General features: G+C 74.9%; 23 protein-coding genes. 14 read left to right on the forward strand and 9 right to left on the reverse strand.

What is annotated here, in order from left to right:
- Nucleotides 1-126 precede the first annotated feature (126 nt).
- Together B7L92_RS17570 and B7L92_RS17575 are read right to left on the reverse strand one after the other, a co-directional pair.
- Nucleotides 127-576, reverse strand: coding sequence for an SRPBCC family protein (locus B7L92_RS17570; protein ID WP_081238542.1), 450 nt, complete (start codon nucleotides 574-576; stop codon nucleotides 127-129).
- A gap of 105 nt (nucleotides 577-681) precedes the next feature.
- A complete protein-coding gene (locus tag B7L92_RS17575; protein ID WP_081238543.1) occupies nucleotides 682-1380 on the reverse strand; it encodes a class I SAM-dependent methyltransferase in 699 nt (232 codons plus the stop codon).
- Nucleotides 1381-1458: 78 nt separating this feature from the next.
- On the opposite strand from B7L92_RS17575, the gene B7L92_RS17580 reads away from it, so the two are divergent.
- On the forward strand, nucleotides 1459-1911 hold the full coding sequence (locus tag B7L92_RS17580) for a flavodoxin family protein (protein ID WP_081238544.1): 453 nt from the start codon (nucleotides 1459-1461) through the stop codon (nucleotides 1909-1911).
- 16 nt (nucleotides 1912-1927) lie between these two features.
- Here the strand turns inward: B7L92_RS17580 and B7L92_RS17585 are convergent, their stop codons facing one another.
- Nucleotides 1928-3007, reverse strand: a complete 1080-nt coding sequence (locus B7L92_RS17585; protein ID WP_081238545.1) for a YihY/virulence factor BrkB family protein — start codon at nucleotides 3005-3007, stop codon at nucleotides 1928-1930.
- A gap of 105 nt (nucleotides 3008-3112) precedes the next feature.
- Here B7L92_RS17585 and B7L92_RS17590 point away from each other — a divergent pair, with 105 nt between their 5' ends.
- From B7L92_RS17590 to B7L92_RS17600, 3 genes are all read left to right on the forward strand, one after another.
- Nucleotides 3113-3745: a GNAT family N-acetyltransferase gene (locus tag B7L92_RS17590; protein ID WP_081238546.1), complete on the forward strand. Its 633-nt coding sequence runs from the start codon at nucleotides 3113-3115 to the stop codon at nucleotides 3743-3745.
- 253 nt (nucleotides 3746-3998) lie between these two features.
- Nucleotides 3999-4673 (forward strand): lytic polysaccharide monooxygenase auxiliary activity family 9 protein, encoded by a 675-nt coding sequence (locus B7L92_RS17595; RefSeq protein WP_081238547.1) that lies wholly within the window; start codon nucleotides 3999-4001, stop codon nucleotides 4671-4673.
- A 281-nt stretch (nucleotides 4674-4954) separates the two neighbouring features.
- The gene (locus B7L92_RS17600; protein WP_107501516.1) at nucleotides 4955-6928 is read left to right on the forward strand and encodes a DUF1996 domain-containing protein; all 1974 of its coding nucleotides are present in this window, start codon (nucleotides 4955-4957) and stop codon (nucleotides 6926-6928) included.
- A 358-nt stretch (nucleotides 6929-7286) separates the two neighbouring features.
- On the opposite strand, the gene B7L92_RS17605 is transcribed toward B7L92_RS17600, so the two are convergent.
- Nucleotides 7287-8273, reverse strand: a complete 987-nt coding sequence (locus tag B7L92_RS17605) for an EamA family transporter (protein ID WP_081238548.1) — start codon at nucleotides 8271-8273, stop codon at nucleotides 7287-7289.
- Between the two features lie 329 nt (nucleotides 8274-8602).
- On the opposite strand from B7L92_RS17605, the gene B7L92_RS17610 reads away from it, so the two are divergent.
- Nucleotides 8603-10774 carry a PP2C family protein-serine/threonine phosphatase gene (locus B7L92_RS17610; protein ID WP_081238549.1) on the forward strand — a complete coding sequence of 724 codons (2172 nt, stop codon included), beginning with the start codon at nucleotides 8603-8605 and terminating at the stop codon, nucleotides 10772-10774.
- Between the two features lie 41 nt (nucleotides 10775-10815).
- Here B7L92_RS17610 and B7L92_RS17615 read toward each other — a convergent pair whose 3' ends face one another.
- A complete protein-coding gene (locus tag B7L92_RS17615; RefSeq protein ID WP_255311021.1) occupies nucleotides 10816-13386 on the reverse strand; it encodes a SpoIIE family protein phosphatase in 2571 nt (856 codons plus the stop codon).
- A 217-nt stretch (nucleotides 13387-13603) separates the two neighbouring features.
- Between B7L92_RS17615 and B7L92_RS17620 the strand changes: the two genes are divergently transcribed.
- Entirely contained in the window at nucleotides 13604-14164 is a 561-nt protein-coding gene (locus B7L92_RS17620) for an AMIN-like domain-containing (lipo)protein (protein ID WP_174703978.1), read from the forward strand.
- A 63-nt stretch (nucleotides 14165-14227) separates the two neighbouring features.
- Here B7L92_RS17620 and B7L92_RS17625 read toward each other — a convergent pair whose 3' ends face one another.
- Nucleotides 14228-14953, reverse strand: coding sequence for a GAF and ANTAR domain-containing protein (locus B7L92_RS17625; protein ID WP_081238552.1), 726 nt, complete (start codon nucleotides 14951-14953; stop codon nucleotides 14228-14230).
- A gap of 122 nt (nucleotides 14954-15075) precedes the next feature.
- Between B7L92_RS17625 and B7L92_RS17630 the strand changes: the two genes are divergently transcribed.
- From B7L92_RS17630 to B7L92_RS17665, 8 genes are all read left to right on the forward strand, one after another.
- On the forward strand, nucleotides 15076-15249 hold the full coding sequence (locus tag B7L92_RS17630; protein ID WP_016827619.1) for a CsbD family protein: 174 nt from the start codon (nucleotides 15076-15078) through the stop codon (nucleotides 15247-15249).
- 193 nt (nucleotides 15250-15442) lie between these two features.
- Nucleotides 15443-16252, forward strand: a complete 810-nt coding sequence (locus tag B7L92_RS17635; protein ID WP_081238553.1) for a restriction endonuclease — start codon at nucleotides 15443-15445, stop codon at nucleotides 16250-16252.
- A 40-nt stretch (nucleotides 16253-16292) separates the two neighbouring features.
- On the forward strand, nucleotides 16293-16559 hold the full coding sequence (locus tag B7L92_RS17640; protein ID WP_081238554.1) for a hypothetical protein: 267 nt from the start codon (nucleotides 16293-16295) through the stop codon (nucleotides 16557-16559).
- 143 nt (nucleotides 16560-16702) lie between these two features.
- Nucleotides 16703-17575 carry an oxygenase MpaB family protein gene (locus B7L92_RS17645; protein WP_081238555.1) on the forward strand — a complete coding sequence of 291 codons (873 nt, stop codon included), beginning with the start codon at nucleotides 16703-16705 and terminating at the stop codon, nucleotides 17573-17575.
- A 123-nt stretch (nucleotides 17576-17698) separates the two neighbouring features.
- A complete protein-coding gene (locus B7L92_RS17650; protein ID WP_081238556.1) occupies nucleotides 17699-18205 on the forward strand; it encodes an SRPBCC family protein in 507 nt (168 codons plus the stop codon).
- Complete coding sequence (locus B7L92_RS17655; protein ID WP_081238563.1) at nucleotides 18198-19847, forward strand: phytoene desaturase family protein; 1650 nt, start codon at nucleotides 18198-18200, stop codon at nucleotides 19845-19847. The genes B7L92_RS17650 and B7L92_RS17655 overlap by 8 nt, the downstream gene beginning before the upstream one ends.
- A gap of 101 nt (nucleotides 19848-19948) precedes the next feature.
- Nucleotides 19949-20443 carry a hypothetical protein gene (locus B7L92_RS17660; RefSeq protein ID WP_081238557.1) on the forward strand — a complete coding sequence of 165 codons (495 nt, stop codon included), beginning with the start codon at nucleotides 19949-19951 and terminating at the stop codon, nucleotides 20441-20443.
- A gap of 18 nt (nucleotides 20444-20461) precedes the next feature.
- Nucleotides 20462-21343: an SDR family oxidoreductase gene (locus tag B7L92_RS17665; protein WP_081238558.1), complete on the forward strand. Its 882-nt coding sequence runs from the start codon at nucleotides 20462-20464 to the stop codon at nucleotides 21341-21343.
- A gap of 23 nt (nucleotides 21344-21366) precedes the next feature.
- On the opposite strand, the gene B7L92_RS17670 is transcribed toward B7L92_RS17665, so the two are convergent.
- The 3 genes from B7L92_RS17670 to B7L92_RS17680 are packed head-to-tail and all read right to left on the reverse strand — an operon-like array spanning nucleotide 21367 to nucleotide 24922.
- A complete protein-coding gene (locus B7L92_RS17670) occupies nucleotides 21367-22386 on the reverse strand; it encodes a Rieske (2Fe-2S) protein (protein ID WP_081238559.1) in 1020 nt (339 codons plus the stop codon).
- Nucleotides 22383-23396, reverse strand: a complete 1014-nt coding sequence (locus tag B7L92_RS17675; RefSeq protein ID WP_081238560.1) for a phytoene/squalene synthase family protein — start codon at nucleotides 23394-23396, stop codon at nucleotides 22383-22385. The genes B7L92_RS17670 and B7L92_RS17675 overlap by 4 nt, the downstream gene beginning before the upstream one ends.
- A complete protein-coding gene (locus B7L92_RS17680) occupies nucleotides 23393-24922 on the reverse strand; it encodes a phytoene desaturase (RefSeq protein WP_081238561.1) in 1530 nt (509 codons plus the stop codon). The genes B7L92_RS17675 and B7L92_RS17680 overlap by 4 nt, the downstream gene beginning before the upstream one ends.
- Nucleotides 24923-25005 lie beyond the last annotated feature (83 nt).

Here is a 25005-nt window from a genome sequence, read left to right on the forward strand (position 1 = left end):
GTACACGGCGGATCCCTCTTTGCGGGCGAACCTGGTGGTCGCCCGCAAAGAGGGATCCGCCGTGTACTACTCGCTGACCAGCCCGCACGTGGCGGAACTGCTGCGTGCGTCACGGGGGCCGGGCGGTCAGACCTCGCCCCGCCAGGAGCCCGACTCCAGGCCCCGCCGCTCGATGAACTCCTTGAACCGCTTCAGGTCCCCGACGGCCTGCCGCTTGACGAGGCCGAGCTTGTCGCCCACGCTCTCGGCCAGTCCCTCGGGGTCGAAGTCCATCTGGAGCATCACCTTGGTGGAGGTGTCCCCGAGACGGTGGAACGTGACGACGCCTGCCTGCTTCGCCTCACCGTCCACGGTGGTCCAGGCGACGCGCTCGTCCGGGACCTGCTCGGTGATCCGGGCGTCGAACTCCCGCCGCACGCCCCCGATCCTCGTCACCCAGTGGGTGAGCGTGTCGGTGCGCTGCTCGATGCGCTCGACGCCGTCCATGAACTCCGGGAAACTCTCGAACTGGGTCCACTGGTTGTAGGCGGTGCGGACGGGGACGTCGACCTTGATCGATTCCTCTACCTGCGACATGAACCGGGTACCTCGCTTTCCGATGGGGACGGGGCACGGGTACCGCCTCCGCGGCGGAACAATCATGGTGACCGCGGCACACCGGCCGGCCCCTCCCGCTCCGCGTCAGCCGGCGGGCTCCGTCCCCCCGCGGCGGCAGTACAGGAAGAGCTGGGGCTCCGGCCGGGCGTCGGGGTGGGACGGGGTGAACAGCACGCTCTCCTCCGACAGCACCGCCAGCCCCGCCCCGCGCACCAGGGCGGTGACGTCCTGGGCGGCGAAGCTGGTGACCCGCACGGGCTGCCCCATGAACGCGCCGTCGAAGTCCTCGACGTCCAGCGGCACGGTGGCCAGCACGAGGAGTCCGCCCGGCCGCAGCGCCCGGGCCAGTCGGCGAACGAGCGCGGACTGCTCCGCCCGGGACATCTGGAGCAGCGCGAAGTACACGCAGACCGCGTCGAACGTCTCGTCCCCGAGCGGCATCCCGCGGACGTCGGCGCACCGGAACTCGGCCTCGGGCACCTGCCGGGAGGCAATCTCCACCATCACCGGCGACACGTCGACCCCCAGCACCCGGTGACCGGCCGCGGCGAGCACGGCGGCCGTGGGACGCCCCGTCCCGCAGCCTACGTCCAGCACCTCGCTGCCGGGCTCCAGTCGTTCCAGCAGCCACTCCAGCGACGCCCGGTGGGCCGCCGAGGAGGCGAACGCCTTCTCGTACTCGCTGCCCAGCGCATCGAACACCACCGCTGCCGGTGGCCTGCGACCCTCGTCGGCCAAGACGCACCCCCGTCCTCCGTGTACCGATGCGGGGCATCGTGCCATCCCGGTCCCGCGGCCACAACGGAACGCGGCCCCCGGCCCGGCTTGCGGGCACGGGGACCGGCACGGCAGGGTCGGGGGGTGCCGACTCTGCTGATCGTCCACCACACGCCCTCGCCCCACTGCCAGGAGATGTTCGAAGCGGTCCTCTCCGGTGCCACGGCTCCGGAGATCGAGGGCGTCCGGGTGGTGCGGCGGGCGGCCCTGTCCGCCACCGCCACCGACGTCCTGGAGGCCGACGGCTGCCTCCTCGGCACCCCGGCCAACCTCGGCTACATGTCGGGCGCGCTCAAGCACTTCTTCGACCAGATCTACTACCCGTGCCTGGACACCACCCGCGGCCGGCCCTTCGGTTTCTACGTGCACGGCGGGAACGACGTCACCGGGGCGGTGCGGGGCGTCGAGGCGATCACCACGGGCCTCGGCTGGCGCCGCGTCGCGGACCCCGTGGAGGTCACCGGCGCACCGGGGAAGGCCGACGTCGAGCGGTGCTGGGAACTGGGCGCCACGCTCGCCGCCGGCCTGATGGAGTGAGCACGCGCGAGGGCCCTCAGGCCTCGTCCACCCGGCGCCGGTCCTGCTCGTCCCACGCCTGGGTGTCCCGCGGCCGGGTGTACGGCTCGGCCTCGGGCGGATGCCCGCCGGCGATGGCCCGCTGCCGGGCGATCTCCGCGTCGAACTCCAGTCCCAGCAGGATCGCCAGGTTGGTGATCCACAGCCAGACCAGGAACACGATGACACCGGCCATCGTGCCGTACGTCTTGTTGTACGAGGCGAAGTTGGCCACGTAGAACGCGAACCCGGCGGAGGCGATCAGCCAGATCACCAGGGCCAGGAGGCTGCCCGGGGTGATCCAGCGGAACCCCCGGATCTTGGTGTTCGGGGCCGCCCAGTACAGCAGCGCGATCATGATCGTCACCAGGACGACCAGCACCGGCCACTTGGCGATGGACCACACGGTCACCGCGGTGTCGCCCAGGCCGAGCGCGTCGCCCGCCCGGCGGGCGAGCCCACCGGTGAAGACCACGATGAGCGAACTGATCACGGCCAGCACCATCAGCACCACGGTCATGCCGACCCGCACCGGCAGCACCTTCCAGATCGGGCGCCCCTCGGGCATGTCGTAGACCGCGTTCGCCGAGCGGATGAACGCCGCCACGTAACCGGAGGCCGACCACACGGCCAGGACCAGACCGACGACCGCCACGACCGAGCCGACGCCCGCGCTGCCCTCCAGCTGTTCGACCGCCCGGGTGATGATGTCGCGGACCGCCCCGGGGGCGAGCTGCTGGAGGCTCTCCAGCACGTTGTCCGTGGCCGACTTGCCGACGACGCCCAGCAGCGACACCAGGACCAGCAGCGCCGGGAAGAGCGACAGCACGCCGTAGTACGTGAGCGCGGCGGCCCGGTCGGTCAGCTCGTCGTCCTTGAACTCGCGCAGACTGCCCTTCAGCGCCGCGCCCCACGCCCCCTTCGGCAGTTTGGTAGGCGTGTCCGGTGCCGCCCGCTCCACCTCGTCGCCCGGTCCGGGCTCCTGTGCCGCACGCTCGGACCGGGACTCCGGACCGTGCTCGTTCTTCGCGGACTCGCCGGAGGTCCGGCCGTTCCGCCCCGGGATATGCAGCTTCATGGCCGTCGGGTAACCAGGGAGCGGCGCGTTAAGCCACGGGCGCGGGCCGGGTCCCGTCCCCGCAAGGGTTTTGGGAGCGCTCCCATGTCGGGCAGGATCCGGGGCATGACCGTGGCTCCCGCGATTCGCCCGTACCGTCCCGACGACCGGCCGGCTCTCGACGACGTCTGCGTCCGCACCGCGCACAACGGCGGGGACAGCCGTCCCTTCTACCGCGACCCCGGCATCCTCCCCGTCATCTTCGCGGCTCCCTACGTCCACCTCGAGCCGGAGCTGGCCTTCGTCCTGGACGACGGGCGGGGCCGGGCGGTCGGTTACGTCCTGGGCACCGCCGACACCCCCCGGTTCGCCGAGGCCTTCCGTACCGCATGGCTGCCCCTGGTCGCCGACCGCCACCCCGAGCCGTCCGGAACGCCGGGCACCCCGGACGAGGCGATGGCCCGGCTGCTGCACCACCCCGAGCGGATGGTCGTCCCGGAGCTGGCCGCCTACCCGGCGCACCTGCACATCGACCTGCTGTCCGAGTGGCAGGGGCGCGGGTACGGCAGGCGGCTGATGCGGACCTTCCTCACGGCCCTGCGGGACCGGGGGGTGCCGTCCGTCCACCTCGTCATGGTGGCCGCCAACCGGCCCGCCAGGATCTTCTACGACCGCGTGGGCTTCCACGAGATCGACGTGCCGCTGGACGATTCCGTCGTCTGCCTCGGGCGCACGACGCGGGACGCCGAACGGCTCTGAGGGGCCGGTCCCGCGATCCCGGCCGGCCCCGGTCGGCTCCATGGGTCGGCCCCGGACGGTTCCGGTCGGCCCCGGTCGGTTCCGGCGGGCGGGCATCGCCGTCGAATGCATCGAACACGCCACGGCCCGGGCGAAAGTGGCGTGAACGGGCGCTACCGCCTCCGTCCCAGGAGGCGCAGCCTGTGCTCTGGGAGCGCTCCCATATCTCTCGTGACCCGATCACCCACCCCCCCACATCGGAGAGAAGGTCATCATGACTTGGCATGGTCATGCCTTATCGGCCGCCCGGTCCCGGCTGACGCTCGCCCTGAGCGTCGTCGTCGCGGCGCTGCTCTGTCTGATCCCCTGGAGCGGCACCGCCGTCGCCCACGGCTCGGTGGTCGACCCGGCGTCCCGCAACTACGGTTGCTGGCAGCGCTGGGGAAGCGACTTCCAGAACCCGGCCATGGCCCAGCAGGACCCCATGTGCTGGCAGGCCTGGCAGCACAACCCCAACGCCATGTGGAACTGGAACGGCCTCTACCGTGACGGCTCCGGCGGCAACTTCCGGGCCGTCGTCCCCGACGGCCAGCTGTGCAGCGGCGGGCGCACCGAGAGCGGGCGCTACAACTCCATGGACGCGGTGGGCCCCTGGAAGACCACGGACGTGGGCAGCAACTTCACCGTCAAGCTCCACGACCAGGCCGGCCACGGCGCGGACTACCTCCTGGTCTACGTCACCCGGCAGGGATTCAACCCCGCCACCCAGCCGCTGACCTGGAACGACCTGCAACTGGTGGCCCGCACCGGCGCGTACGCCCCCAGCCAGAACTACTCGATTCCGGTGAGCACCTCCGGGCGCAGCGGTCGGCACGTCGTCTACACGATCTGGCAGGCCTCGCACATGGACCAGACGTACTTCCTGTGCAGTGACGTGAACTTCCGCTGAGAAAGCGGCCGTTAAGCTGGTCTCGTCCCGAAGTCCCCGCCGGACGCGCGCCGTTCGGCGGGGAACGGCGCTCCGGACCGGCCCCCGGTTCCTGAAAATCCGCCAGGAATCCGCGCGGTGGTTGAACGAACGGCGGTCCCCCTGCGTATGGGGCGTGGGAATCCCCTGCCCACCCCCCGCGACAGAAGCGTAGGAGTACCGTCTTGGCACGCAACACACGCAGACGCCCCAAACAGCGCGCGACGCTCGCAGCCTTCGCCCTGATCCTGGGCGGAGGCGGGATGATGGCGGCCAACGTCTACGCGTCCGCGTCGGAGGACGGCGGGTCGGGCGACGCCCAGGTCCTCTCGGGCGCCACCATCGACTGCCCGGACGTGGCCATCCGGTTGACGTCGGTGCCGCAGGAGGCGCGGCCGGAGGTCGACAAGGAACTCGCCGCGCTGGACGCGCAGATCGCCGATGCCTACAAGCGGCTCGGGGAGTCGGCCGAAGCCCTTCGGCAGGACCCGGGATTCGCGGAGAACGCGATAGCCGGGCCGCTCGAGGAGAAGCGTTCCGCGACTCTTGCCCGCATCGTGACCGCCATCGACCGGGTGGGCGACCGGCCCGAGGGCCTCGAGGAACTCGCCGCCTGCGCCGTGCGCGAGTCCGGTAACGCCCCCGCCCGGCCGGACGCCGGCCAGGAGGGCGACGGCAACGAGGGCGAGCAGGCGGGCGACGGAGGCGACGGCCAGGACCAGCAGGGTCAGGACCAGGGCGGCGGCAACGGCGGCCAGGCCGGCAACGGGCCCGTCGCCGGCGACTACGTCGACATCGAGAGCGTCCAGCCCAACGTCTCCGCGCCGAAGCAGACGGCGAACGCCTCCCGCGGCACCTTCACCAGCGAATGCGGTGTCAACGAGAACGGCCTGTTCAACTCGGACAACGTGATCGCCGCCCCGGGTGTCGCCAACGGCGCCCACCACTTCCACGACTACATCGGCAACCAGGCCACCAACGCCTTCTCCAGCGACGAGGAACTGGCGCGGGCGGAGACGAGCTGCGTGGACCAGGGCGACAGGTCCTCGTACTACTGGCCCGTGCTGCGCCTGCAGAACGGGACCCAGGAGCAGGACGCCAACTCCCCGGGCGGCGGCATCGAGGGCAACGTCGGTGAGATCGTCACGCCCAAGGAGGTCACGCTGACCTTCGTGGGCAACCCGCAGGGCGAGGTCACCGCCATGCCCCGGTTGCTGCGCATCATCACCGGCGACGCCAAGTCGTTCGTCAACGGCCCGGCCAACGCCAACGCCTCCTGGAGCTGCACCGGGTTCGAGGACCGGCAGCTGAAGGACAAGTACCCGCTGTGCCCGCAGGGCAGTGACGTGGTGCGCACGTTCAACTTCCAGAGCTGCTGGGACGGACGCAACACCGACAGCGCCAACCACCGCACCCACATGGCGTTCGTGGACGCCGAGGGCAACTGCCCGGCCGGCTTCGAGCCCGTGCCGCAGCTGGTGCAGCGCATCGTCTACGACGTCGACGCGCCGAGCCTCGAGGACGGTGGAAAGACGACACCGCTGTTCGCGGTGGACTCCTTCCCGGAGCAGCTGCACAAGCCGATCACGGACCACGGCGACTTCATCAACGTCTTCGACGAGGACCTGATGGACGAAATGGTCGACTGCATCAACGAGGGCCGCACCTGCGGTTCCGGCGCCGGCGGCGGCGACGGTGACGGCGGCAACGGTGGCGACGGTGACGGCGGGCAGGGCGAGGAGCCCCAGCAGCCGGAGGAGCCCACGGCCACGCCCGACGACCCGGGCCGGGGCGGCGACGGGAACCAGGGCGGCGACGGCGACCAGGGCAACGGCGGGGACAAGCCCGGCAACGGTGGCGACCAGGGTGACGGCGGACAGGAGCAGCCGTCGAAGGACCCGGCCGGGACCCCGGCCGCCGAGGAGCCCGCGGGCGGCGGCACCGCCCGGCCCGAGCAGCCCGACGTCAAGGCCTCGCTCCCGGCCGAGGGCGGCAAGGACGCCGGCGCCGGAAACCAGGACGGCGGCAAGGGCGGCAAGGACGACGCCGGTCAGGCGGCTCAGGCCGCCGAAGTGCCCGGCAGCCTCCCGGAGCTCGGGACCGAGGACAGGACCGAGGCACAGGCCGGGACCGGCAGCCTGGCCGAGACCGGGGCCCAGCTCTGGCCGGCCGCGCTCGGCGGAGTGCTGGTGATCTTCGGATTCTTCGTCCTGCGGAGCGTGCGGCGCGGGGCCTGACCCTCAGCGCCACCCGAGGCGGCAGGTCCCCTCAGGGGGCCTGCCGCCCCGGTTTTCCCGCGTCCCGTCCGCCACGGCGGAGTACGGTCCGGGAGCCACGGCGTACCCTTCCCCCTCCGCGTCGATGTGGGGCACGACCTTGTCCGGCCACCGCGGTGCCCACCACGTGCCCAGCCGGCGCAGCGCTCCCGCTCCCGGCTTTCCCTCCGTCCCCGCGTCGACGCGTCTGGGAGGCATGGGCGGCCCCCGCTGCCCGGCCGAGCCGTTCCCGGCCTCTCCTCCATGACAGGGACAAGGGATCACCCATGACAGGGACAAGGGATCACCCCGGCGTCCCGGATCCGTGGAAGGGGGCGCCTCACCGGCTCGGGGCGTCGTCGACGACGGCGTCGGACGCCCTGCCGCCCCGGTCCGGCACGCAGGGAGCCGGCCGCCGGGGCCTGTGCGGGGCGCGGGTGAGGCGCGGGCGCGCGAGCGTGCCGAGGACACCGGACCCCAGGGCGACCCCGGCGCCGACCAGGGCACTGCCCACCGCCTGCGCCGGACCGTAGGACCCGGTGCCGACGAGCGGCGCGGTGCAGGCGGCCGCCACCGGGATGAGGCCGGAGAACAGGGTGGCGCGCTCGGCGCCGATCCGCTGCATGCCCATGTACCAGCACACGAACCCGACGACGGTCACCACCACCGCCTGCCACAGCAGCGCCGCCGTCTCGACCGTGTCCGGACGGCGCAGCCAGGCGGACCCGTCGAGCAGGACCCCGGCCGCCGCCGACTCGACCGCGGCGACCCCGCACACCGTGGCGGACAGCAGCCGGGGTCCCAGGGGCCGCAGCACCGGCACGGCCAGCACGGCGAACCCCACCTCGCCGGCCAGCGCGCACACGGAGAAGGCGATGCCCGCTCCGTCCGTGCGCCCCCAGCCCTGCACCGTGAACGCGCCGACGGCCACCGCCGACGCCCCGTACAGGACCGCCCGCTGCGGCCGGCGGCCGTCCGCCAGGGGGACGAGGACGGCGACCACCACGGGCGCGCAGCCCACGAAGACGCCGGGCACCGCCGGTTCCGCGGTCCGTTCCGCGGCGAGGACGGCCAGGTTGAACCCGACCATGCCGACCGCCGCGAGCAGCGCGAGGCGGCCCCACAGCCGGGGCGTGAGCGACCGCAGCGCGGCCACCGCCCCCTTCCGGGCCAGGGGCAGGAGCAGCAGGCAGGCCAGTCCGTAGCGCAGGAACTGGCCGCCCGCGTACGGGTAGTCGCCCAGGACGCTGTTGGCGGTGAAGGATCCTCCGACGAGGACGCAGGCGAGCGCGGCGAGCAGGGCCCCGCGCGTGGTGGCGGCGTTCATGGCACCGACGCTAGGGAGCGCGGCGGCCCGCTTCGAGGACCACTTCCACCCCGCCGTGCAGGACCAATCGGGGCGGAAGGCGTCGCGGGCGGGCGCACCGGAGAAGGACGGCCGGACGTCGCCCGGAGGACCTCGGTCGCGCGCCGCCGCGCGACGGGGGCCGCCGGGGCCGCCCCGGTGCGCGAAAGCCGTGAGGGCGATGTGCCCGCGCGGTGCGTCAGACGCGGCGTCCGGGGTAGGAGCGGCGTACGTCCCTGCTGTTCCACCAGGGGCGTACGCAGCCCCTCTGGCGGGCGGGCAGCCCTCCCGTCACCGGACCGGAGGACACCATGTCCGGGATCAGCGAGCCACTTCCGGGCGCCGCGTCGCTGGACGAGGCCCTGGGCGCGTCCCTGGCCGACACCGTGCGGGGCACCGGGGCCTCGGCCGGCGGGCTCTACCTGCGCGAGGAGGCCACCGGCATGCTGCACATGGTGTGGCTGTGCGGCCTGCCGGTGGAGTTCTTCACCCCCTGGCAGCGTCTGCCCCCGGACAGCCCGGTGCCCGTCGCCGACGCCCTGCGCGAGGACCGGCTCGTCTGGATCGGCGGCCAGGACGAGCTGGCCCGGCAGTATCCCCGGACCGCCGCCGTGCTGCCCTACCCGTTCGCGCTGGCCGCGATCCCGGTCACCGGGGTGCGCCGCTGCTGGGGCGGCCTCACCCTGATGTGGCCCGCCGACCGCCCGGGACGGTTGACCGCCCGCGAACGGCACGCCCTCACCACCGGCGCCCGCCACCTCGCGCGCCTCCTGGACGACGCCGACCGGCCGCCGACCCTGCCCGACCGGCCGCGGTTCGTCCCGCCGGGCGCCGCGCCCCGTCCCGCGCAGATGAACCTGGCCGCCTCCGACTACCTGGAACGCCTGCCCGAGGGCGCCGTGTCCCTCGACCTGGAGGGCCGGATCACCCACCTCAGCGCCGCCGCCGCCCGGCTGCTCGGCCGCGGCGCGGAACGGCTTCTCGGCACCCGTCCCTGGGAGGCCCTCACCTGGCTGGACGACCCCGTCCACGAGGACCACTACCGCACGGCGCTGATCAGCCGCTCGCCGGTGGCCTTCCTCGCCCGCCGCCCGCCGGACCAGTGGCTGGTCTTCGAGCTCTACCCCGACACCAGCGGCATCAGCGTCCGGATCACCCCCCGCGCGGAGCACCCCCTGGGCGAGGATCCGGCCTCCGCCGTGCGGCGCCCCTCACCGGCCCCCGCGGGACGCCTCTACCAGCTGGTCCACCTGGCCGCCGCGCTCACCGAGACGGTGACCGTGCGGGACCTCGTCGAGCTGACCGCGCACCAGATCCTGCCCGCCTTCGGGGCCCAGGGCCTGGTGCTGTCCGTCGCCGACGCGGGACGCCTGAAGATCACCGGCCATCACGGCTACGACGCCGAGGTCGTGGAACGGCTCGACGCCCTGGCCCTGGACACGCACCTCACCCCCGCGGGCGCCGTCCTGGCCGGCGCCACCCCCGCCTTCTTCGCCGACCGGGCCGAGATGGCCGTCCGCTACCCGGAGGCGCCCCTGCTGAGCGACAAGGAGGCCTGGGCCTTCCTCCCCCTGGTCGTCTCGGGTCGGCCGGTGGGCTGCTGCGTCCTGGCGTACGACCGGCCGCACGCCTTCACCGCCGACGAGCGCGCCGTCCTGACCTCCCTGGCCGGCCTGATCGCCCAGGCCCTGGACCGCGCCCGCCTGTACGACACCCAGCACCGTCTGGTCCACGAACTGCAGCGGGCCCTGCTGCCTCGCGCCCTGCCCTCCCTGCCCGGCCTCGACGTCGCCGCGCGCTACCTGCCCGCCGGCCACGGCCTCGACATCGGCGGCGACTTCTACGACGTCCTGCGCCTCGACGACACGTCCGCGGCCGTCGTCATCGGGGACGTGGAGGGACACAGCGTCACCGCGGCCGCGCTCACCGGCCAGCTCCGCACCGCCGTCCACGCGCACGCGACCGCCGGCGCGGCACCGGACGAGATCCTGGCCCGCACCAACCGCCTGCTGGCGGACCTGGACTCCGAACTGCTGGCGTCCTGCCTGCTCGCCCACGTCGACCTGGCACGCCGTCGGGTGACCCTGGCCAGCGCGGGACACGTGCCGCCGCTGCTGCGTCACGCCCCCGGCCGGGCCGAGGTGCTGGACGTCGAGCCGGGACCGCTCCTCGGCATCGACCTGCGCGCCCGCTACCCGGTCACCACCGTGGAGCTGCCCCCGGGCGCCGTCCTCGTCCTGTACACCGACGGCCTGGTGGAGACCCCCGGCACCGACGCCACCCGGACCACCCGGCGCCTCGCCGACCGCCTGGCCGGCGGCGGCGACCCGGCCCCGGACCGCCTCGTCGACCGTCTGCTGCGCTCCGCGAGCCGCGGCGCCCAGTACGCCGACGACGTCACCGTCCTCCTGCTGCGCGCCACGGGCGCGCCCGCCGAAGGGCGACCACCGGCCACGGCCGACCGGGCCGGACGCCGGGCCTGACCGGCGGGCGCCGACGGGCGGGGCCGTCCGCGGCACCGCCGTCAGCGCCCGCCCTCCCCGCGGAACGCGGTGAGCAGCAGCGCCACGTCGTCCGGCCGGTCCTCGGTCCGGCGGGCGGTCCTGACCAGCCGGTCGGCGAGCTGCTCCACCGAGTCGGTGCGGCTGTCGGCCAGACACCGGCGGACCGCCCGGATGCCCGTCTCGATGTCGCTGCCGGGCATCTCGACGAGCCCGTCGGTGTACAGCGCGAGGACGCTGCCGGGCGACAGGGTGAGCGCCGTGACGGGATAGGCCGCGCCGGGGTGCACCCCGAGCAGCACGCCGCCGGCCAGGTCCAGGGTCTCGACGCGGCCGTCCGGGTGGCGCAGCAGCGGCGGGGGGTGGCCCGCCCGGGCCGCCAGGGCGCGGCCGGTGCGCGGGTCCAGCTCGATGTAGCAGCAGGTGGCGAAGACCTCCGCCTCCAGCTCGGCCAGCAGCCGGTTGGTGTGGGCGATGACCTCCTGCGGCGGCCGGCCGCTGGCGGCGAAGGCGTGCACCGCGCTGCGCAGTTGCCCCATGACGGCCGCGGCGCCGACGCTGTGCCCCTCGACGTCGCCGATCACCAGCGCCACACCGCGCTCCGTCCTGATCACGTCGTACCAGTCGCCGCCGATGGCCATGCCCTGGGTGCCGGGCAGGTAGCGGCCGGTGGTGAGCAGCCCCTCGATGACGGGCAGCCGGTGCGGCAGCAGCGCCTCCTGCAGCCCGCGCGCGACGGTGGACTCGGCGTCGTACATGCGGGCCCGCTCCATCGCCTGGGCGGCCAGCCCGCCCAGCGCGGTCAGCGCGCTGCGCTCCTCGGGAGTGAACCGGTGCGGCGCGTTCCAGCCGAGGATGCACGAGCCGACCGGATGGCCGGAGGCGATCAGCGGCAGGAACGCCCAGGCGCCCCTCCGGTCGAGAAGGATCCCGGGATAGGCGTCGGCCAGTTCCTCGGGCGACTCGAAGAAGAGCGGAAGCCGTGCGGTCAGGGCGTGCACACCGGGCAGGTCCCGGTCGAGGGGCACCCCGTCGAACGCGTCGAGGAACCCTTCCGGGTAGCCGGACTCCCACAGCAGGTACATCCGGTTGTCACGGACCGTGTACAGGGCGATCTCCCGGGCGCCGAACGCGGGCAGCAGCTGTTCGGCGACGGCCCGGCACACGTCCCTGACGGTGACGGCCTCGGTGAGCGCGCTGGCCATCTGCACGACGTGGTAGAGGGCTCCCGCACGGGCCGTGGCGACCGGCTCCGACGGCGCGGCCACGGCGGTCCCGGCGTACCGGCCCGGCGACGCGGACTGGGCGTCGACGGGCGCGCTGGTGCGGAAGACGCGGCCGGTCAGCCCGTGCGCACCGGGATAGAGCACGAATCCCAGCCAGGCGCCGTCCGGGGCGTGCGCCAGGTACGACACCGGCTCCTGCGACAGCATCGCCGCCCGGTAGCGGTCCTCGTAGGCCGGGTCGCGGAGCCAGGGGAGCGCGTCCCACGGGTGGTGGCCGAGCAGGTGCTCCAGCTCGCAGTTCAGCAGTTCCTGGCAGCGGCGGTTGGCGTAGACGATCCGGCCGTCCTGGTCCAGGGAGAACAGCCCGTCGGGCAGCCGCTCGGCGGCCTCGGCCGCGGTGACCCCGCCGGCCACGTCCACGAGGGCGCCCACCAGCAGCCGGGTGGCTTCCCTCGACGGCACGACGTGCCCCCACAGCTCGATCGGCCGGTAGCGGATCCGCCCGTCCTCGTCGGGTTCGTCCAGCACCCTGAAGTGCCGGGACCTGACCTGGCCGGTGGCCGCCGCCTCCCGGCGGCTCGCCCGCAGTTCGTGCAGGTCGTCCGGACTCACCCGGGACTCGACCTCCGCCGTGGTGCCGCCGAAGTCCTCCGGGGCGACGCCCAGCAGGCTCAGCGCGTCGTCGTCCCCGGTCCACCGGTCGCCGTCCAGGTCCCACTCGACCATGCCGACCCTGAGGGCCGGGACCGGCGGTGTGGGCAGCCGCACGCCGACCGGCTGGTCGTCGTACTCGATCCCGTACGCGACGGCGTCCGGGCCCGTCCGGCCGGGCACCCGGCGGGCGAACTCGGTCAGGCGCTCCTCCATGTCCCGCGCGGCGGCGTCCAGCGCGGCCCGCACCGCCTGCTCGCCCACCGGCTCCCGGGCGGCCGAACGCAGCACGGCCAGGACGCCCACGGGCTCACCGTCGACCCGCACGGGGCAGTAGGCCGAGGCGAACGGATACGGCAGCGCGGCGGTGAACTGCGGGAAGCGCAGCATCGTCGCCCGCTCGTCCGGCAGCCACAGGCCCTCCTCCGCGCGGTACACCTCCGCCACCGGCATCGCGCCGCTCACCGGCACCCGCCACCAGGACGTCAGCAGCGCCCGCGGGACGCCGGTCACCACGCAGAGCACCAGCGAGCGCCGGTCGCGCGAGCGCAGGTACACCAGTCCGCCGTACCCCCCGAGGTCCTCGACCGCCGCCACCACGGGCCCCGCGAGCGCGTCCTCGATCCGTGCCGCGCCCCCGGTCCGGTCCCCTTGCGCGCCCCGGCCGAGCACGTCCGCCGGCCGCTCTCCGCGCGGTACGGCGGCTGACTCATCCATCTCGCGTCCTCCCGGTGCGGACGCACGGGACATCGTTCGCTTCCCACCAGGATGTGCCATGCGGGCCGCTCCGGCGCGGCGGATGCGCCCGCCTCCCGCGGCCGGCCGTCGCCCCGGCCGTCCCCGCCGCGCGAGGACCCGACGGGAACAGCGCAACCTTCGGGCGAACCCGGTCGTCTCACCCGATACCAGAACGATGCGAGCCCAGGGGGCAGAAATGATGCGAACCAGAACGATCTGTGCGGCAGTCGTGCTCGTCGGCACCGTGCTGGGCACGGCGGCGGTCCCGGCCGCCGCCGCCCGCGCCGCGGCGTGCCCCACCGGCTGGGGGAGCCAGGCCAAGACCGACGGCGACGCCACGGCCACGCCGGTGCGCGACATCAGGACCGGCCGCCACGACTGCCACGACCGGATGGTCGTGGACCTGCCCGGCGCCGACCGCCTCGGCTACTCCGTCCGGTACGTCGACCGTCTGTACCAGGACGGATCGGGTCGTCCCGTTCCCGTCGCCGGCGGTGCCGTGCTGGAGGTGCGGGTGGCCGCGCCCGCCTACGCCCCCGAGACCGGTGAGCCCACCTACCCCGCGCGGGCCGGACACCCCCTGCCGGGCGTGGACCTCACCGGGTACCGCACCTTCAGGGACGCCCGGTTCGCCGGCAGCTTCGAGGGCGAGACCCAGGTCGGCCTCGGAGTGCGCGCACGCCTGCCCTTCCGGGTCCTGGAACTCCAGGACCGCATCGTGATCGACGTCGCCCACTCCTGGACCGACGGGAGCTGAGCGCGCCCGCCGGGAACGCCGGGGCGCCCGCGTCGCGCGGGCGCCCGTCCGGGTGGGCCGCGCTCACCGCTCCGCGGTGCCGGTCTCGCAGATCCGGCGGGCCACGTCGCGCAGCTTGGTGTTCGTGCGCTGCGACTGGGTGCGCAGGATCTCGAAGGCCTGGTCCTCGGTGATGCGGTGGCGCCCCATCAGGATGCCCATCGCCTCGCCGATCATGTGCCGGGTGGCGATGGCCTCCTGCAGCTGGGCGTCGTTCAGGGCGCTGGAGAAGGCGACCGCCGCATGGGACGCCAGCAGCCACCCGGCCGTCTCGCTGTCCTCGGTGAACGCCCCGGGCTCGTACGCGTACATGTTGAGGGCCCCCAGCTCCTCCTCCCGCGTGTACAGCAGGAACCCCATCATGCTGCCCATCCCCAGCTCCCGGGCGCCGGGCACGTAGCGCGGCCAGCGTCCGGCGGGCCGGGTGAGGTCGGGGATGCGGAAGACCCGTTCGTCGTTGCCGGGCCGGGCCGCCTCGAAGCAGGGCCCCTCCTGCAGGCGCTCCTGGAGACGGTCGCTGTCGATCACGCGCTGATCGGTGGGGGCCAGCGAACTCACCCGGTTCCCCTTGAGGACGAGGATCCCGGCGGCGTCGCAGCCCTCGACGAGTTCCACCGCCGATCCCGTGATCTGCTCCAGGGTGGCGTCGAGCGTCTGCTCGGCCAGGAGATCACGGGCCAGGGAGGCCATCTGCTGAGCGAAGTTCCGCCAGTCCACCGTCCGCCTTCCCGTCGATGCGGTCCGGATCATTCTCCCCATCCTGGCACGCCCGTTCCGGTCGCACCCCCCGGTGCCGCAGGTTTGCGAAGCGCGCCGCGGGCCACCCGAACGACGACGGGAAACGCACACGGACATCGTCGGGAGTGAACAGAGTGGCTGAGGACCAGAAGGCCAAGGCGAAGACGGAACAGGCCAAGGGCAAGGCCAAGGAAGCGGCCGGTCGCGTGCTCGGGAACGAGCGGCTCGAGGCCGAGGGCCGGGCCGAGCAGTCCAAGGGCGACGCGCGGCAGGCGAAGGAGAAGACGAAGGACGTCTTCCGGCACTGACGGCTCGTGCGCAGGGGCGATGCCCCAGTGATGTCCCATCCGGGCGGGGCCCCCGCGGCAGCGGGGGCCCCGCCCCCGTGTGCGGCACGCCGGTGAACGGTCCGATCCCGGGCAGACGGCGTGAGTGATCGTCCCGGGGTCCCGCGACCCCGGGACGCGCTTCGCGCCGACCGCACAGAGAGGAACCACCACGGTGACCATGTCCGAGCGCCGTACGCGTCCGCTGAGCCGCGGGCGCCGCTTCGACCTGCGTGCGACCGCCATGTCCTTCGCCCTGCTCGCCGCGGCCCTGGTCGCCGCGGGCCTCGCGGTGCGCGCGCTGGCCGGGGTCGTGCAGCGGCGCCCGGTGTGGGGCGTCGTCCTGCTGTGCGTGGCCGTCGCGGTCGTCCTGGCCCACGGGCGCAGACGACGGAGGCTGTCCGCGGCGAGGATCGCCCGCCGGGCCGGCGAGGCCCTGGAGCAGGGCACGACGACGGCACTCGACGCCCTGGACGCGCCCGCGTCGGCCCCGTCCGCCGCCCCGGCCCCCACCGGACCGTACGGGGAGGGCGCCCTCCCCGCGGTCGACGCGCCCGGCGTCCCCGGTATCTCCGGTGTCCTTGACTACGACGCCCTGAGCCCCGAGGAGTTCGAGGAGGCGATAGCGGCCCTGTGCGTGCGCGACGGCTGCTCGGACGTGCGGGTCGTCGGCGGAGCCGGTGACCTGGGCGCCGACGTGGTGGGGCTGTCCCCCGGGGGCCACCGCCTGGTCATCCAGTGCAAGCGCTACGGCGACGACAACAAGGTCGGTTCACAGGACCTGCAGCGGTTCGGCGGCACCTGCTTCACCGTCCACGAGGCGGACGTCGCCCTCGTCGTCACCACCGGCGACTTCACCGCACCGGCCCTGGAGTACGCCGAGCAGTGCGGGATCACCTGCGTGGACCGCGGCGACCTGCTCGCCTGGAGCGCCGACCCGGCACGGCGGCCCTGGGCGGCGGGCACCGGCGGGGCGGACGCGTAGGGCCGGCCGGTTGTCAGTGGGGGATGCCATCCTGCCGGACATGGACGAACTGGAGTTCATGCGCGGCCGGGTCTACGGGGCGGACCACGACGACCCCGGGCCGCGCGACGGGCGAGCGTACGTGGAGCTGGCGGGCGGGCCGCTGGACGGCCTCCTGCTGGACGTCACCGACCGCAGCGACACGGAACTGAGACACGGCGTCGGCCTGCCCACCGAGATAGGCCGCTACGGCGCGGGCGGACGCGCGTTCTACGCGCCCCGCGGCACGGACGGCCGGGTGTTCGACTGGCGGGGCGACGTCCCCTGAGCGCACGGGGCCGTGCCTGTGGCGGCCGTGACGTGGACGAACCGCCCGCCCTGGGTACCGGTACCGGACGGGGGACGGGGCAGAGGCAGCCGTAGGGCGCCGCGTCGACCGGTCGTCGCGGACGTGAGGAGGGCGGAGCGGCCATGGGACTCCTGACCGAAGGCGAATCGGCGCTGCGCGGCCGCATCGGCCACGCGATCTTCTCCCGGGTGGCCGGGCCGGACGGCCCCGCCCGCCGCGCGCGCATCCACGGCACCCCCGGCCCGCGCTGGTTCGGACCCGAGCGGCCGATCAGAAGGGTGCACGGGGACGCCTCGATGTTCACCGGCGGACTGGCGGCCCTGCTGCTCCAGTCGCTCCACCCGTTGGCCATGGCCGCCGTCGCCGGACACTCCGGCTTCCGCGGCGACCCCTGGGGCCGCCTGCAGCGGACCAGCGCCTTCCTGGCCGTCACCACCTACGGGACCGCCACGGACGCCCAGCGGGCCGTCGACCGGGTACGGACCGTCCACGACACGGTGCGCGGCACCACCGCCGACGGCGAGGAGTACCGGGCCGCCGACCCCCGTCTGCTGTGCTGGGTGCACGTGGCGGAGGTCGACTGCTTCCTGCGCGCCCACCAGCGCTACGGCGCCCGCCCCCTGGACGACGAGGGCTGCGACGGGTACGTCGCCGACATGGCGCGCGTCGCCACCGCGCTCGGCGTGCCCGATCCTCCGGTCGACCGCGCCGAACTCGCCGAGCGGCTGACCGCCTACCGCGCCGAGCTGCGCGCGACCCCCGAGGCGCGCGGCACGGCCCGCTTCCTGCTGTTCCACCCGCCCGTTCCGCTCCTCGCCCGGCTGCCGTACGGGGTCCTCGCCGCCAACGCCGTGTCCCTGCTGCCGACCTGGGCCTCCCGCGCGCTGTGGCTGCCCCGGGTGCCCCCGGCCGAGGGCGTGTGCGTCCGTCCGCTGGGCACCGCCGTCACCGCGACCATCCGCTGGGCCCTGACCCCGCCCCGCGACCCGGCGTGACACCGGCACCGCACCGCCGGCCCGCACCTCCTGGCGCCACCGCTGCTTGACACGTCCCACAAGGGGCACTCAGAGCTGACCGGCACCGGGTGCCGGGGTCGCCGTCGGACACGGGAGGACTAAGTGGCGGTCCGTAACCATCTGATCAGAACGAGCCCGCAGACCGTCTGGTCCGTCCTCGAGGACGGCACCCGCTACGCGCAGTGGGTGGTGGGCACCTCATCGTCGGAGCCGGTGCGGGGACAGTGGCCGCAGGTCGGCTCGGCGATCCGGTACGAGGTGCGCTTCGGCCCTCTGTCCCTGACCAACGAGACGGTCGTCCGGCGCTGCGAGACGGGCAGGGACCTGGAGCTCGAGGCCAAGGCCGGTCCGCTCGGCTCGGCCCGCATCGCCATCGAGGTCAAGCCCTGGGGCGACCACTGCCTGGTGGTCGTGGACGAGCACCCCCTGCGGGGAGTGGGCGGCCGGATGCACAACATGGCGGTGGAGGCCCTGCTCCAGGTCCGCCACCGCGCCATGCTCGCCCGGCTGACGAAGCTCTGCGAGGCCGAGGCCGCGCAGGAGGAGCGACGCCGCCCCCTGGGCGGGGTCGTGCCGCCGAAGCCCGGTGCGGGAGGGGCCCGTGCCTGACGCCGTGGTGATCGGGGCCGGCCCCAACGGGCTGGTCGCGGCGAACCTGCTGGCCGACGCCGGCTGGAGCGTCCGGGTGCTGGAGGAGCAGCCCGAACCCGGCGGCGCGGTGCGCCACGACCGGGGCGTCGACCCCGGTTTCGTCAGCGACCTGTGCAGCTCCTTCTACCCGCTCGCCGCCGCCTCCCCGGTCGTGGCCGGACTGGGCCTGGAGGACCACGGGCTGCGCTGGAGCCACGCCCCGCACGTCGTCGCCCACCCGCTGAGCGACGGCAGGTGCGCGGTGCTCGACCGCAGCGTCGACGTCACCGCCGACTCCCTGGAGGCCTTCGCACCGGGCGACGGAGCCGCCTGGCGCCGGCTGCACGACATGTGGCAGCGCCTGCGCCCGGACCTCCTGGACGCCCTGTTCACCCCGTTCCCGCCGGTCCGCTCCACCGCCCGGCTGGCCGTCCGGCTGCGCGGCACGGGCGGACTGCGCACGGCGCGCACCCTGGTGCTGCCCGTGCGCCGGCTGGCGGAGGAGGAGTTCCGGGGGGAGGGCGGCGGACTGCTGCTGGCCGGCAACGCGCTCCACGCCGACCTGGCACCGGAGGCCGCGGGCAGCGGCGGTTTCGGCTGGCTGATGTCGATGCTCGGCCAGACCTACGGCTTCCCCGTCCCGGCCGGCGGCTCCGGCGCCCTCACCGATGCCCTGGTGCGCCGCCTGCGGGCGCGCGGCGGCGAGCTGCGCTGCGGGCAGCGGGTCGACCGGATCGTCGTGCGCGGCGGCCGGGCCGTGGGAGTGCGCACGGCCGGCGGCGAGACGGTCGCGGCCGGCCGCGCGGTGCTCGCGGACGTGGCCGTGCCCGCCCTGTACGGCGAACTCGTCGAACCCGGGCACCTCCCCGCCCAGTTGCTGTCCGACCTGCGGCGTTTCCAGTGGGACTTCGCCACCTTCAAGGTGGACTGGGCGCTCGACGGCCCGGTGCCCTGGCAGTGCGAGCAGGCCGCGGGCGCCGGCACGGTCCACCTCTCGGACGGCATCGACGAGCTCACCCGCTTCGCGGCCCAACTGGCCATGGGCCGGATCCCCGACCGCCCCTTCTCCCTGTTCGGCCAGATGACGACCTCGGACCCGACCCGCTCTGCCGAGGGCACCGAGTCCGCGTGGGCCTACACCCACGTGCCCCACGACGTCGTCGGCGACGCGGGCGACGAGGGGCTCACCGGAGCCTGGGGCGCCAAGGAACAGGAGATCATGGCCGACCGCGTCGAGCGTCAGGTCGAACGCTTCGCGCCCGGTTTCCGGGCCCGGATCCGGGCCCGGCGCATCCTCGCCCCGCCGACGCTCCAGTCCCTCGACCGGAACCTGGTCCGCGGCGCCATCAACGGCGGCACCGCGGCCCTCCACCAGCAGCTGTTCTTCCGCCCGACCCCCGGCACCGGGCGCCCGGAGACACCCGTGAAGGGCCTGTACCTGGCCTCCGCCGGCGCCCACCCGGGCGGCGGCGTCCACGGCGCACCGGGCGCCAACGCCGCGCGTGCCGCGCTGCGCCGGCACCGGGCCCCGGGCGTGGTCCGGGCGCAGCGGCTGCTGGCCCGCCGCGACCGCACCGGCCGCAGGACGCCGGGCCCGGCCGACCGGACCGGCGGCGGATGACCGGCGCGCCGGGGCGGACGGCCGTCGCACGGACCACCGGCCGGGACGCACCCGCCGACGGGTGCGGGACCACACCATCGACCACAGGCGGAGACGAGACGATGACCCGACACGACGACGGCCCCGACCACGCCCACCGGCGCCCCGAGGGCGTCAGCGACGAGATGGTGGAGGCACTCGGATCGCTGTCGAAGGCGCTGGAGACCACCGAGCGCGCCCGGGGCCACCTCTACAGCTTCCACCAGCTCACCGGCACCGCCGACCTGGAACTGGACCGGGCGGTCGAACTGCTGCACAAGGCCGGGCACCCGGACTGGGCCGAGACGGTGCGCACCCAGGTGCTGGGCCGCAACGTGATCCCCGGCCACTGGACGTTCCAGATCGTCGAGGCCTACGACGCCACGTACTACCAGCCGTTCAGGGAACTCGAACGGGCCGCCGTCGAGGAACTGGCCGAGGGCCGGGACCACCTCTACGAGGCCGAGATGAAGGAGGCCCGCCGCACCGTCGGCCACCCCGACCACACCGCCCGCCCCGAGACCGCCCCGGAGACCGGGACCCGCGCCGAGGAGCGCAACCGCCCCGACCGGGACTGACCCCGAAGGGAACGGCCGATGAAGGACAGCCCACTTCGCCGTCGCACCGTCGTGGTGACCGGCGCCGCACGCGGCGTCGGAGCGGCCCTGGCCCGCGACCTGTCCCGGCGCGGCGCCCGGCTGGCGCTGCTCGGCCACGAGCGGGAGCGCCTGGAGGCGGTGGCGGACGACCTGCCCACGGCGGCCCTCGCCCACGAGGTCGACGTCACCGACGAGGCCGCCCTGGCCCGGGCCGCCGAGCTGGTCCGGACCCGTCTGGGCACCCCCTCCGCCGTCGTGGCCAACGCGGGGGTCGCCGAGGGCGGCCCGTTCGCCACCTCCGACCCCGTCCAGTGGCGGCGCGTCATCGACGTCAACCTGTCCGGCAGCGCGGCGACGGCCCGCGCCTTCCTGCCGGACCTGCTGGCGACGAAGGGCTACTACCTCCAGATCGCCTCGCTGGCCTCGATCGGCGCCGCGCCGATGATGAGCGCCTACTGCGCCTCCAAGGCGGGCGTGGAGGCGTTCACCCACTCCCTGCGCGCCGAAGTCGCGCACCACGGCGTGGCCGTGGGCATCGGCTACCTGAACTGGACCGACACCGACATGATCCGCGACGCGGACCGCTACCCGGTCCTGCGGGAGCTGCGCGGCCACATGCCGCCGCCGGCCCGGCGCGTGTACCCGGTGGACGAGGTCGCCGCCCGGCTCGGAACGGCCGTGGAACGCCGGAGCACGGCCGTGTACGTGCCCCGGTGGCTGCGCCTGGCGCAGGCGGGACGGGCCGCGCTGCCGCCCGTCGTGCTGCGGGTGGCCCGCCGGGAGCTGCCCCGCCTGGAGGCCGTGGACCCCCTGCGGTACACCGGGCCCCTGGGTGCCGGAGGGGAGGCCGACCGGGCGTCCGCCCGCGAGGACGCCTGACCGCGGACGGGCGCCCGCGGCGGTCAGCCCGGGAAACGCCCCGTGGAGCGCAGCGCCCAGCGCCGTTCGGCGTAGGCCAGGTCGTCACGCCACAGCCGTCCGGCCGCGGCCCGCACCAGCGGACGCAGCAGCGGAGCCGCACCCCGCGCGACGGCGAACCCCGGGCGCTCGGAGGCCGCCACCACCGCTTCGACGACCGCCGTGCGAGGCCGTCCCCGGTCGTCCCGCCCCAGGGGAGTGGCGTGCGTCTCGACGACGGACCCCACCCCTTCGCCCTCGGTGATGTGCATGACGACCGTGCGCGGTTCCGGCGCGGTGAACACCGCCCGCACCGGCACCACCAACCGTCCCGCGACCTTGAAGGACACGTCCACGGTGAAGGCGTCCCCGTCCCCGTCCGTGTCCGGACCGCCCGGCGAACCGACCACCGTGAGGTCGACGAACGAGTAGGGGTGGAACCAGGCCCCGTGCCAGGGGTCCAGGCGGTTGGCCACCACGTCCTCGGGCTCGCAGGTCCCCACCCCGGTGTACACGGACGACAGGGCCCGCGCCGGAGCGGGCCGCCGCGGCACCACCGGAGCGTCCAGCGGCGCCTCGCCGCCCACCGCGTCCAGCCGTACCCACGCCAGGACGCCGTCGTCGTGCGCCGGGAACGGCTCCCAGCCCGCGAAGGGGCCGCCGTCCAGGGCGAGTCCGTGCCAGTGGCACACCAGGGTGCCGCAGCGCACGGGACTGTCCCGCAGGGGCGCCCCCAGGTGGGGGCAGACGCCGGGTCCGGCGACCGCACGGCCGCCGGCGTCCCGCCAGACCACCACCTCCTGCCCCGCCACGGTGCGCGCCAGCGGGCGGTCGCCGCGCAGGTCGCGGGAGGCCCCCACGACGTACCAGTTGCCCGACGGGCGCGCCTGGGCCCGCTTCAGCGCCTCGGCGATCACGGCGGGCCGTGCCGCGCGCCAGGTGGGGCGCTGCCGCTCCCACGGCACCGCGCGCCTGCGCAGGGACAGGGGCAGGCGCCTGCGCCCGCCCGTGGATCCGGTGGTCACGCGACCTCCTCGGGAACCGGCAGGTACGGCCCGTCGCAGGGGACGAGCCGGGGGACGTCCGGGCGCCGGCCGGCGCCGCGGGTGCGCAGCCGGGCGGCGACCACCCGGGCCAGCCCGTCGGCGGCGACCGCGGCACGCCGCCGGCGGGGGACCACCGCACGGCGGTGGACCACCGCGTACCCGTCCCGGGCCACGGCGTCCAGGATGCCGCCGTACAGCACGAACGCGGTGCGGATGCAGGGGCGGGAGACCGGGTCGAGCATCCCGAGTCCGGGCGCCGCCTCCCGGTACACGCCCCGCGTCAGCGCCTCGAACTCCTTCAGCGCCGCGGTGATCCGCCGGTCGCGGCGTCCGGTGTCCCGGCTCCACTGCAGCAGCGGCCGGTCGGCGCCGTGCGCGGCGAGCAGGTCCGCGGGCAGGTACACGCGTCCCCGGTCCAGGTCCTCGCCCACGTCGCGCAGGAAGTTGGTCAGCTGGAAGGCCACCCCGAGGGCGGCCGCGTGCGGCGCGGCCTCCTCGCGCGGCACGACCGTGCCCAGGACCGGCAGCATCTGCAGCCCGATCACCGCCGCGGAACCGTGCATGTACCGGCGCAGGTCCGCGTAGGTGGCGTAGTCGGTGACCACCAGGTCGGAGCGCATGGCGGCCATGAAGTCGGCGAAGTGGCCGGGGTCGATGCCGTACCGGCGCGCCGTGTCGGCGAGGGCGCGCACTACCGGCTCGCCGCTGCCGCCGTCCCGCAGGCCCTCCTCCAGTTCCCGCTGGAGCGCGGACAGTTCGGCGTCGCGGCGCGCGGCGCCGGCCCCGGTGCCGAGCGCGTCGACGATGTCGTCGGCCCAGCGGGCGAAGCCGTACAGGGCGTGCACGGCCGGCCGGCGTTCGACGGGCAGGAGCCGGGTGGCGAGGAAGTACGTCCTGCCGTGCCGGGCGTTGAGCCGGCGGCACCGGTCGTAGGCCTCGCGCAGCACCGGATCGGTGACGCCCGCCGCGTCGAGTTCCCGAGCGGTCATACGGAGGCCTCCTGGGTACGGGTGGGTGAGGTACGGGGGCGTTTCGGTCCGCCGGTGATCCGCGCCGCGGCCAGCTTCCCGGACAGCAGCACGGTCGGCACCCCGACGCCGGGGGTGGTGCCGCAGCCGGCCAGGACGGCGTTCTCGGTGCCGCGGACCAGGTTGCGGGGCCGGAACGGACCCGTCTGGGCGAAGGTGTGGGCCGCCGAGAACGGCGTGCCGGCGGCGTGTCCCCGGTCGTGCCAGGTGGCGGGGGTGACCAGGCACTCCGTCTCGATCGCGGAGGCGATGCCGTCCAGGCCGCGCCGCTGGAGCTCGCGCAGCAGCCCGTCCCGGTAGCGGGGGGCGAGGTCGGCCCACTCGGCGGCGCCCGGCCCGACGGCGGTGTTGGGGCACGGGGCGAGGACGTAGTGCAGATGGCGGCCCGGCGGGGCGAGGGACGGGTCGGTGGCGGTGGGCCGGGTGACGAGCAGCGACGGGTCGCTCATCAGCCGGCCGGTGCGGGTGAGCTCGTCGAAGGTGGCGTGCCAGGCGGCGCCGAAGGAGAGGGTGTGGTGCGCCAGGTCCGGCCAGGTCCGGTCGGTGCCCAGGTGCAGCACGACCGCGGACGGGGAGTGCCGCAGCCGCACCGGACGCCGTGGCGCGCGGCCGAGCAGCCGGTAGGCGACGGGCAGGTCGGGGGTGAGGACGACCGCGTCGCAGGGGACGCGGCCCCGGTCGGTGACGACGGCGGTGATCCGTCCGCCGGAGCGCTCCAGCCGGGTCACCTCGTGGTCGAACCGCAGTTCGGCGCCCGCGTCGGCGGCGGCGTCCGCCATGGCCCGCGGCAGCGCGTGCATCCCGCCCCGCGGGAAGTACACGCCGGCGACGGTGTCCATGTAGGCGATGACGGCGTACGCGGCCAGGGCCCGGGCCGGCGGGACGCCCGCGTAGAGGGCCTGGAAGGAGAAGACGCGGCGCAGCCGCTCGTCCCGCAGGAACCGCCCGATGCGCGCGTCCAGCCGCCCGAACCCGCCGAGCGCCGCCAACCGTGCGAGGTCGGCGTTCAGCAGGCCCAGGGGGGAGTCGAAGTTGGCGTCGATGAAGCGGCGCATCTGGGCGCGGTGGAGCCGTTCCAGCCAGCCGCGCAGCCGCAGGTAGCCCGCGGCCTCGGCGGCCCCGGCGAAGCGCTCGACCTCGGTGGCCATCGCCTCGGCACCGGTGTGCACGTCGAGGGCGCTCCCGTCGGCGAAACGGGCCCGGTAGGCCGGGTGCAGCGGGATCAGGTCCACGCGCTCGCGCAGGCTGTCGCCGACGGCGGCGAACGGCTCGTCGGCCAGGTCGGGCATGGTCAGCACGGTGGGGCCGGTGTCGATCCGGTAGCCGTCCAGCTCCATGCGGCCGGCGTGCCCTCCGGGCAGCGGGTCCCGTTCGACGACGGTGACGCGGCGGCCCGCGCCCAGCAGGTGCAGGGCGGCCGACAGCCCGGCCAGCCCGGCCCCCACGACGACCACGTGATCGGTGCGGCCCGGCACGGTGCGGGTCATCGGCCGGCCTCCCCGGCCCCGTCGGCGGGCGGCGGGACGGGCACGGCCGGGTCCGGCTCCGTGTCGTGGGGGTCGTGGGGGTC

The organism is Streptomyces viridosporus, assembly GCF_002078235.1.
GTDB lineage: Bacteria > Actinomycetota > Actinomycetes > Streptomycetales > Streptomycetaceae > Streptomyces > Streptomyces viridosporus.

Bases quoted from the DNA above. Each gene is read 5' to 3' on its own strand.
- B7L92_RS17640 (WP_081238554.1), top strand. From the start codon at position 16,293: ATGGACGAACTGGAGTTCATGCGCGGCCGGGTCTACGGGGCGGACCAC.
- B7L92_RS17610 (WP_081238549.1), top strand. From the start codon at position 8,603: ATGTCCGGGATCAGCGAGCCACTTCCGGGCGCCGCGTCGCTGGACGAG.
- B7L92_RS17625 (WP_081238552.1), bottom strand. From the start codon at position 14,953: ATGATCCGGACCGCATCGACGGGAAGGCGGACGGTGGACTGGCGGAAC.
- B7L92_RS17600 (WP_107501516.1), top strand. From the start codon at position 4,955: ATGATGGCGGCCAACGTCTACGCGTCCGCGTCGGAGGACGGCGGGTCG.
- B7L92_RS17620 (WP_174703978.1), top strand. From the start codon at position 13,604: ATGATGCGAACCAGAACGATCTGTGCGGCAGTCGTGCTCGTCGGCACC.
- B7L92_RS17570 (WP_081238542.1), bottom strand. From the start codon at position 576: ATGTCGCAGGTAGAGGAATCGATCAAGGTCGACGTCCCCGTCCGCACC.
- B7L92_RS17585 (WP_081238545.1), bottom strand. From the start codon at position 3,007: ATGAAGCTGCATATCCCGGGGCGGAACGGCCGGACCTCCGGCGAGTCC.
- B7L92_RS17575 (WP_081238543.1), bottom strand. From the start codon at position 1,380: ATGGCACGATGCCCCGCATCGGTACACGGAGGACGGGGGTGCGTCTTG.
- B7L92_RS17605 (WP_081238548.1), bottom strand. From the start codon at position 8,273: ATGAACGCCGCCACCACGCGCGGGGCCCTGCTCGCCGCGCTCGCCTGC.
- B7L92_RS17660 (WP_081238557.1), top strand. From the start codon at position 19,949: ATGACCCGACACGACGACGGCCCCGACCACGCCCACCGGCGCCCCGAG.
- B7L92_RS17675 (WP_081238560.1), bottom strand. From the start codon at position 23,396: ATGACCGCTCGGGAACTCGACGCGGCGGGCGTCACCGATCCGGTGCTG.
- B7L92_RS17615 (WP_255311021.1), bottom strand. From the start codon at position 13,386: ATGGATGAGTCAGCCGCCGTACCGCGCGGAGAGCGGCCGGCGGACGTG.
- B7L92_RS17590 (WP_081238546.1), top strand. From the start codon at position 3,113: ATGACCGTGGCTCCCGCGATTCGCCCGTACCGTCCCGACGACCGGCCG.
- B7L92_RS17595 (WP_081238547.1), top strand. From the start codon at position 3,999: ATGACTTGGCATGGTCATGCCTTATCGGCCGCCCGGTCCCGGCTGACG.
- B7L92_RS17665 (WP_081238558.1), top strand. From the start codon at position 20,462: ATGAAGGACAGCCCACTTCGCCGTCGCACCGTCGTGGTGACCGGCGCC.
- B7L92_RS17645 (WP_081238555.1), top strand. From the start codon at position 16,703: ATGGGACTCCTGACCGAAGGCGAATCGGCGCTGCGCGGCCGCATCGGC.
- B7L92_RS17680 (WP_081238561.1), bottom strand. From the start codon at position 24,922: ATGACCCGCACCGTGCCGGGCCGCACCGATCACGTGGTCGTCGTGGGG.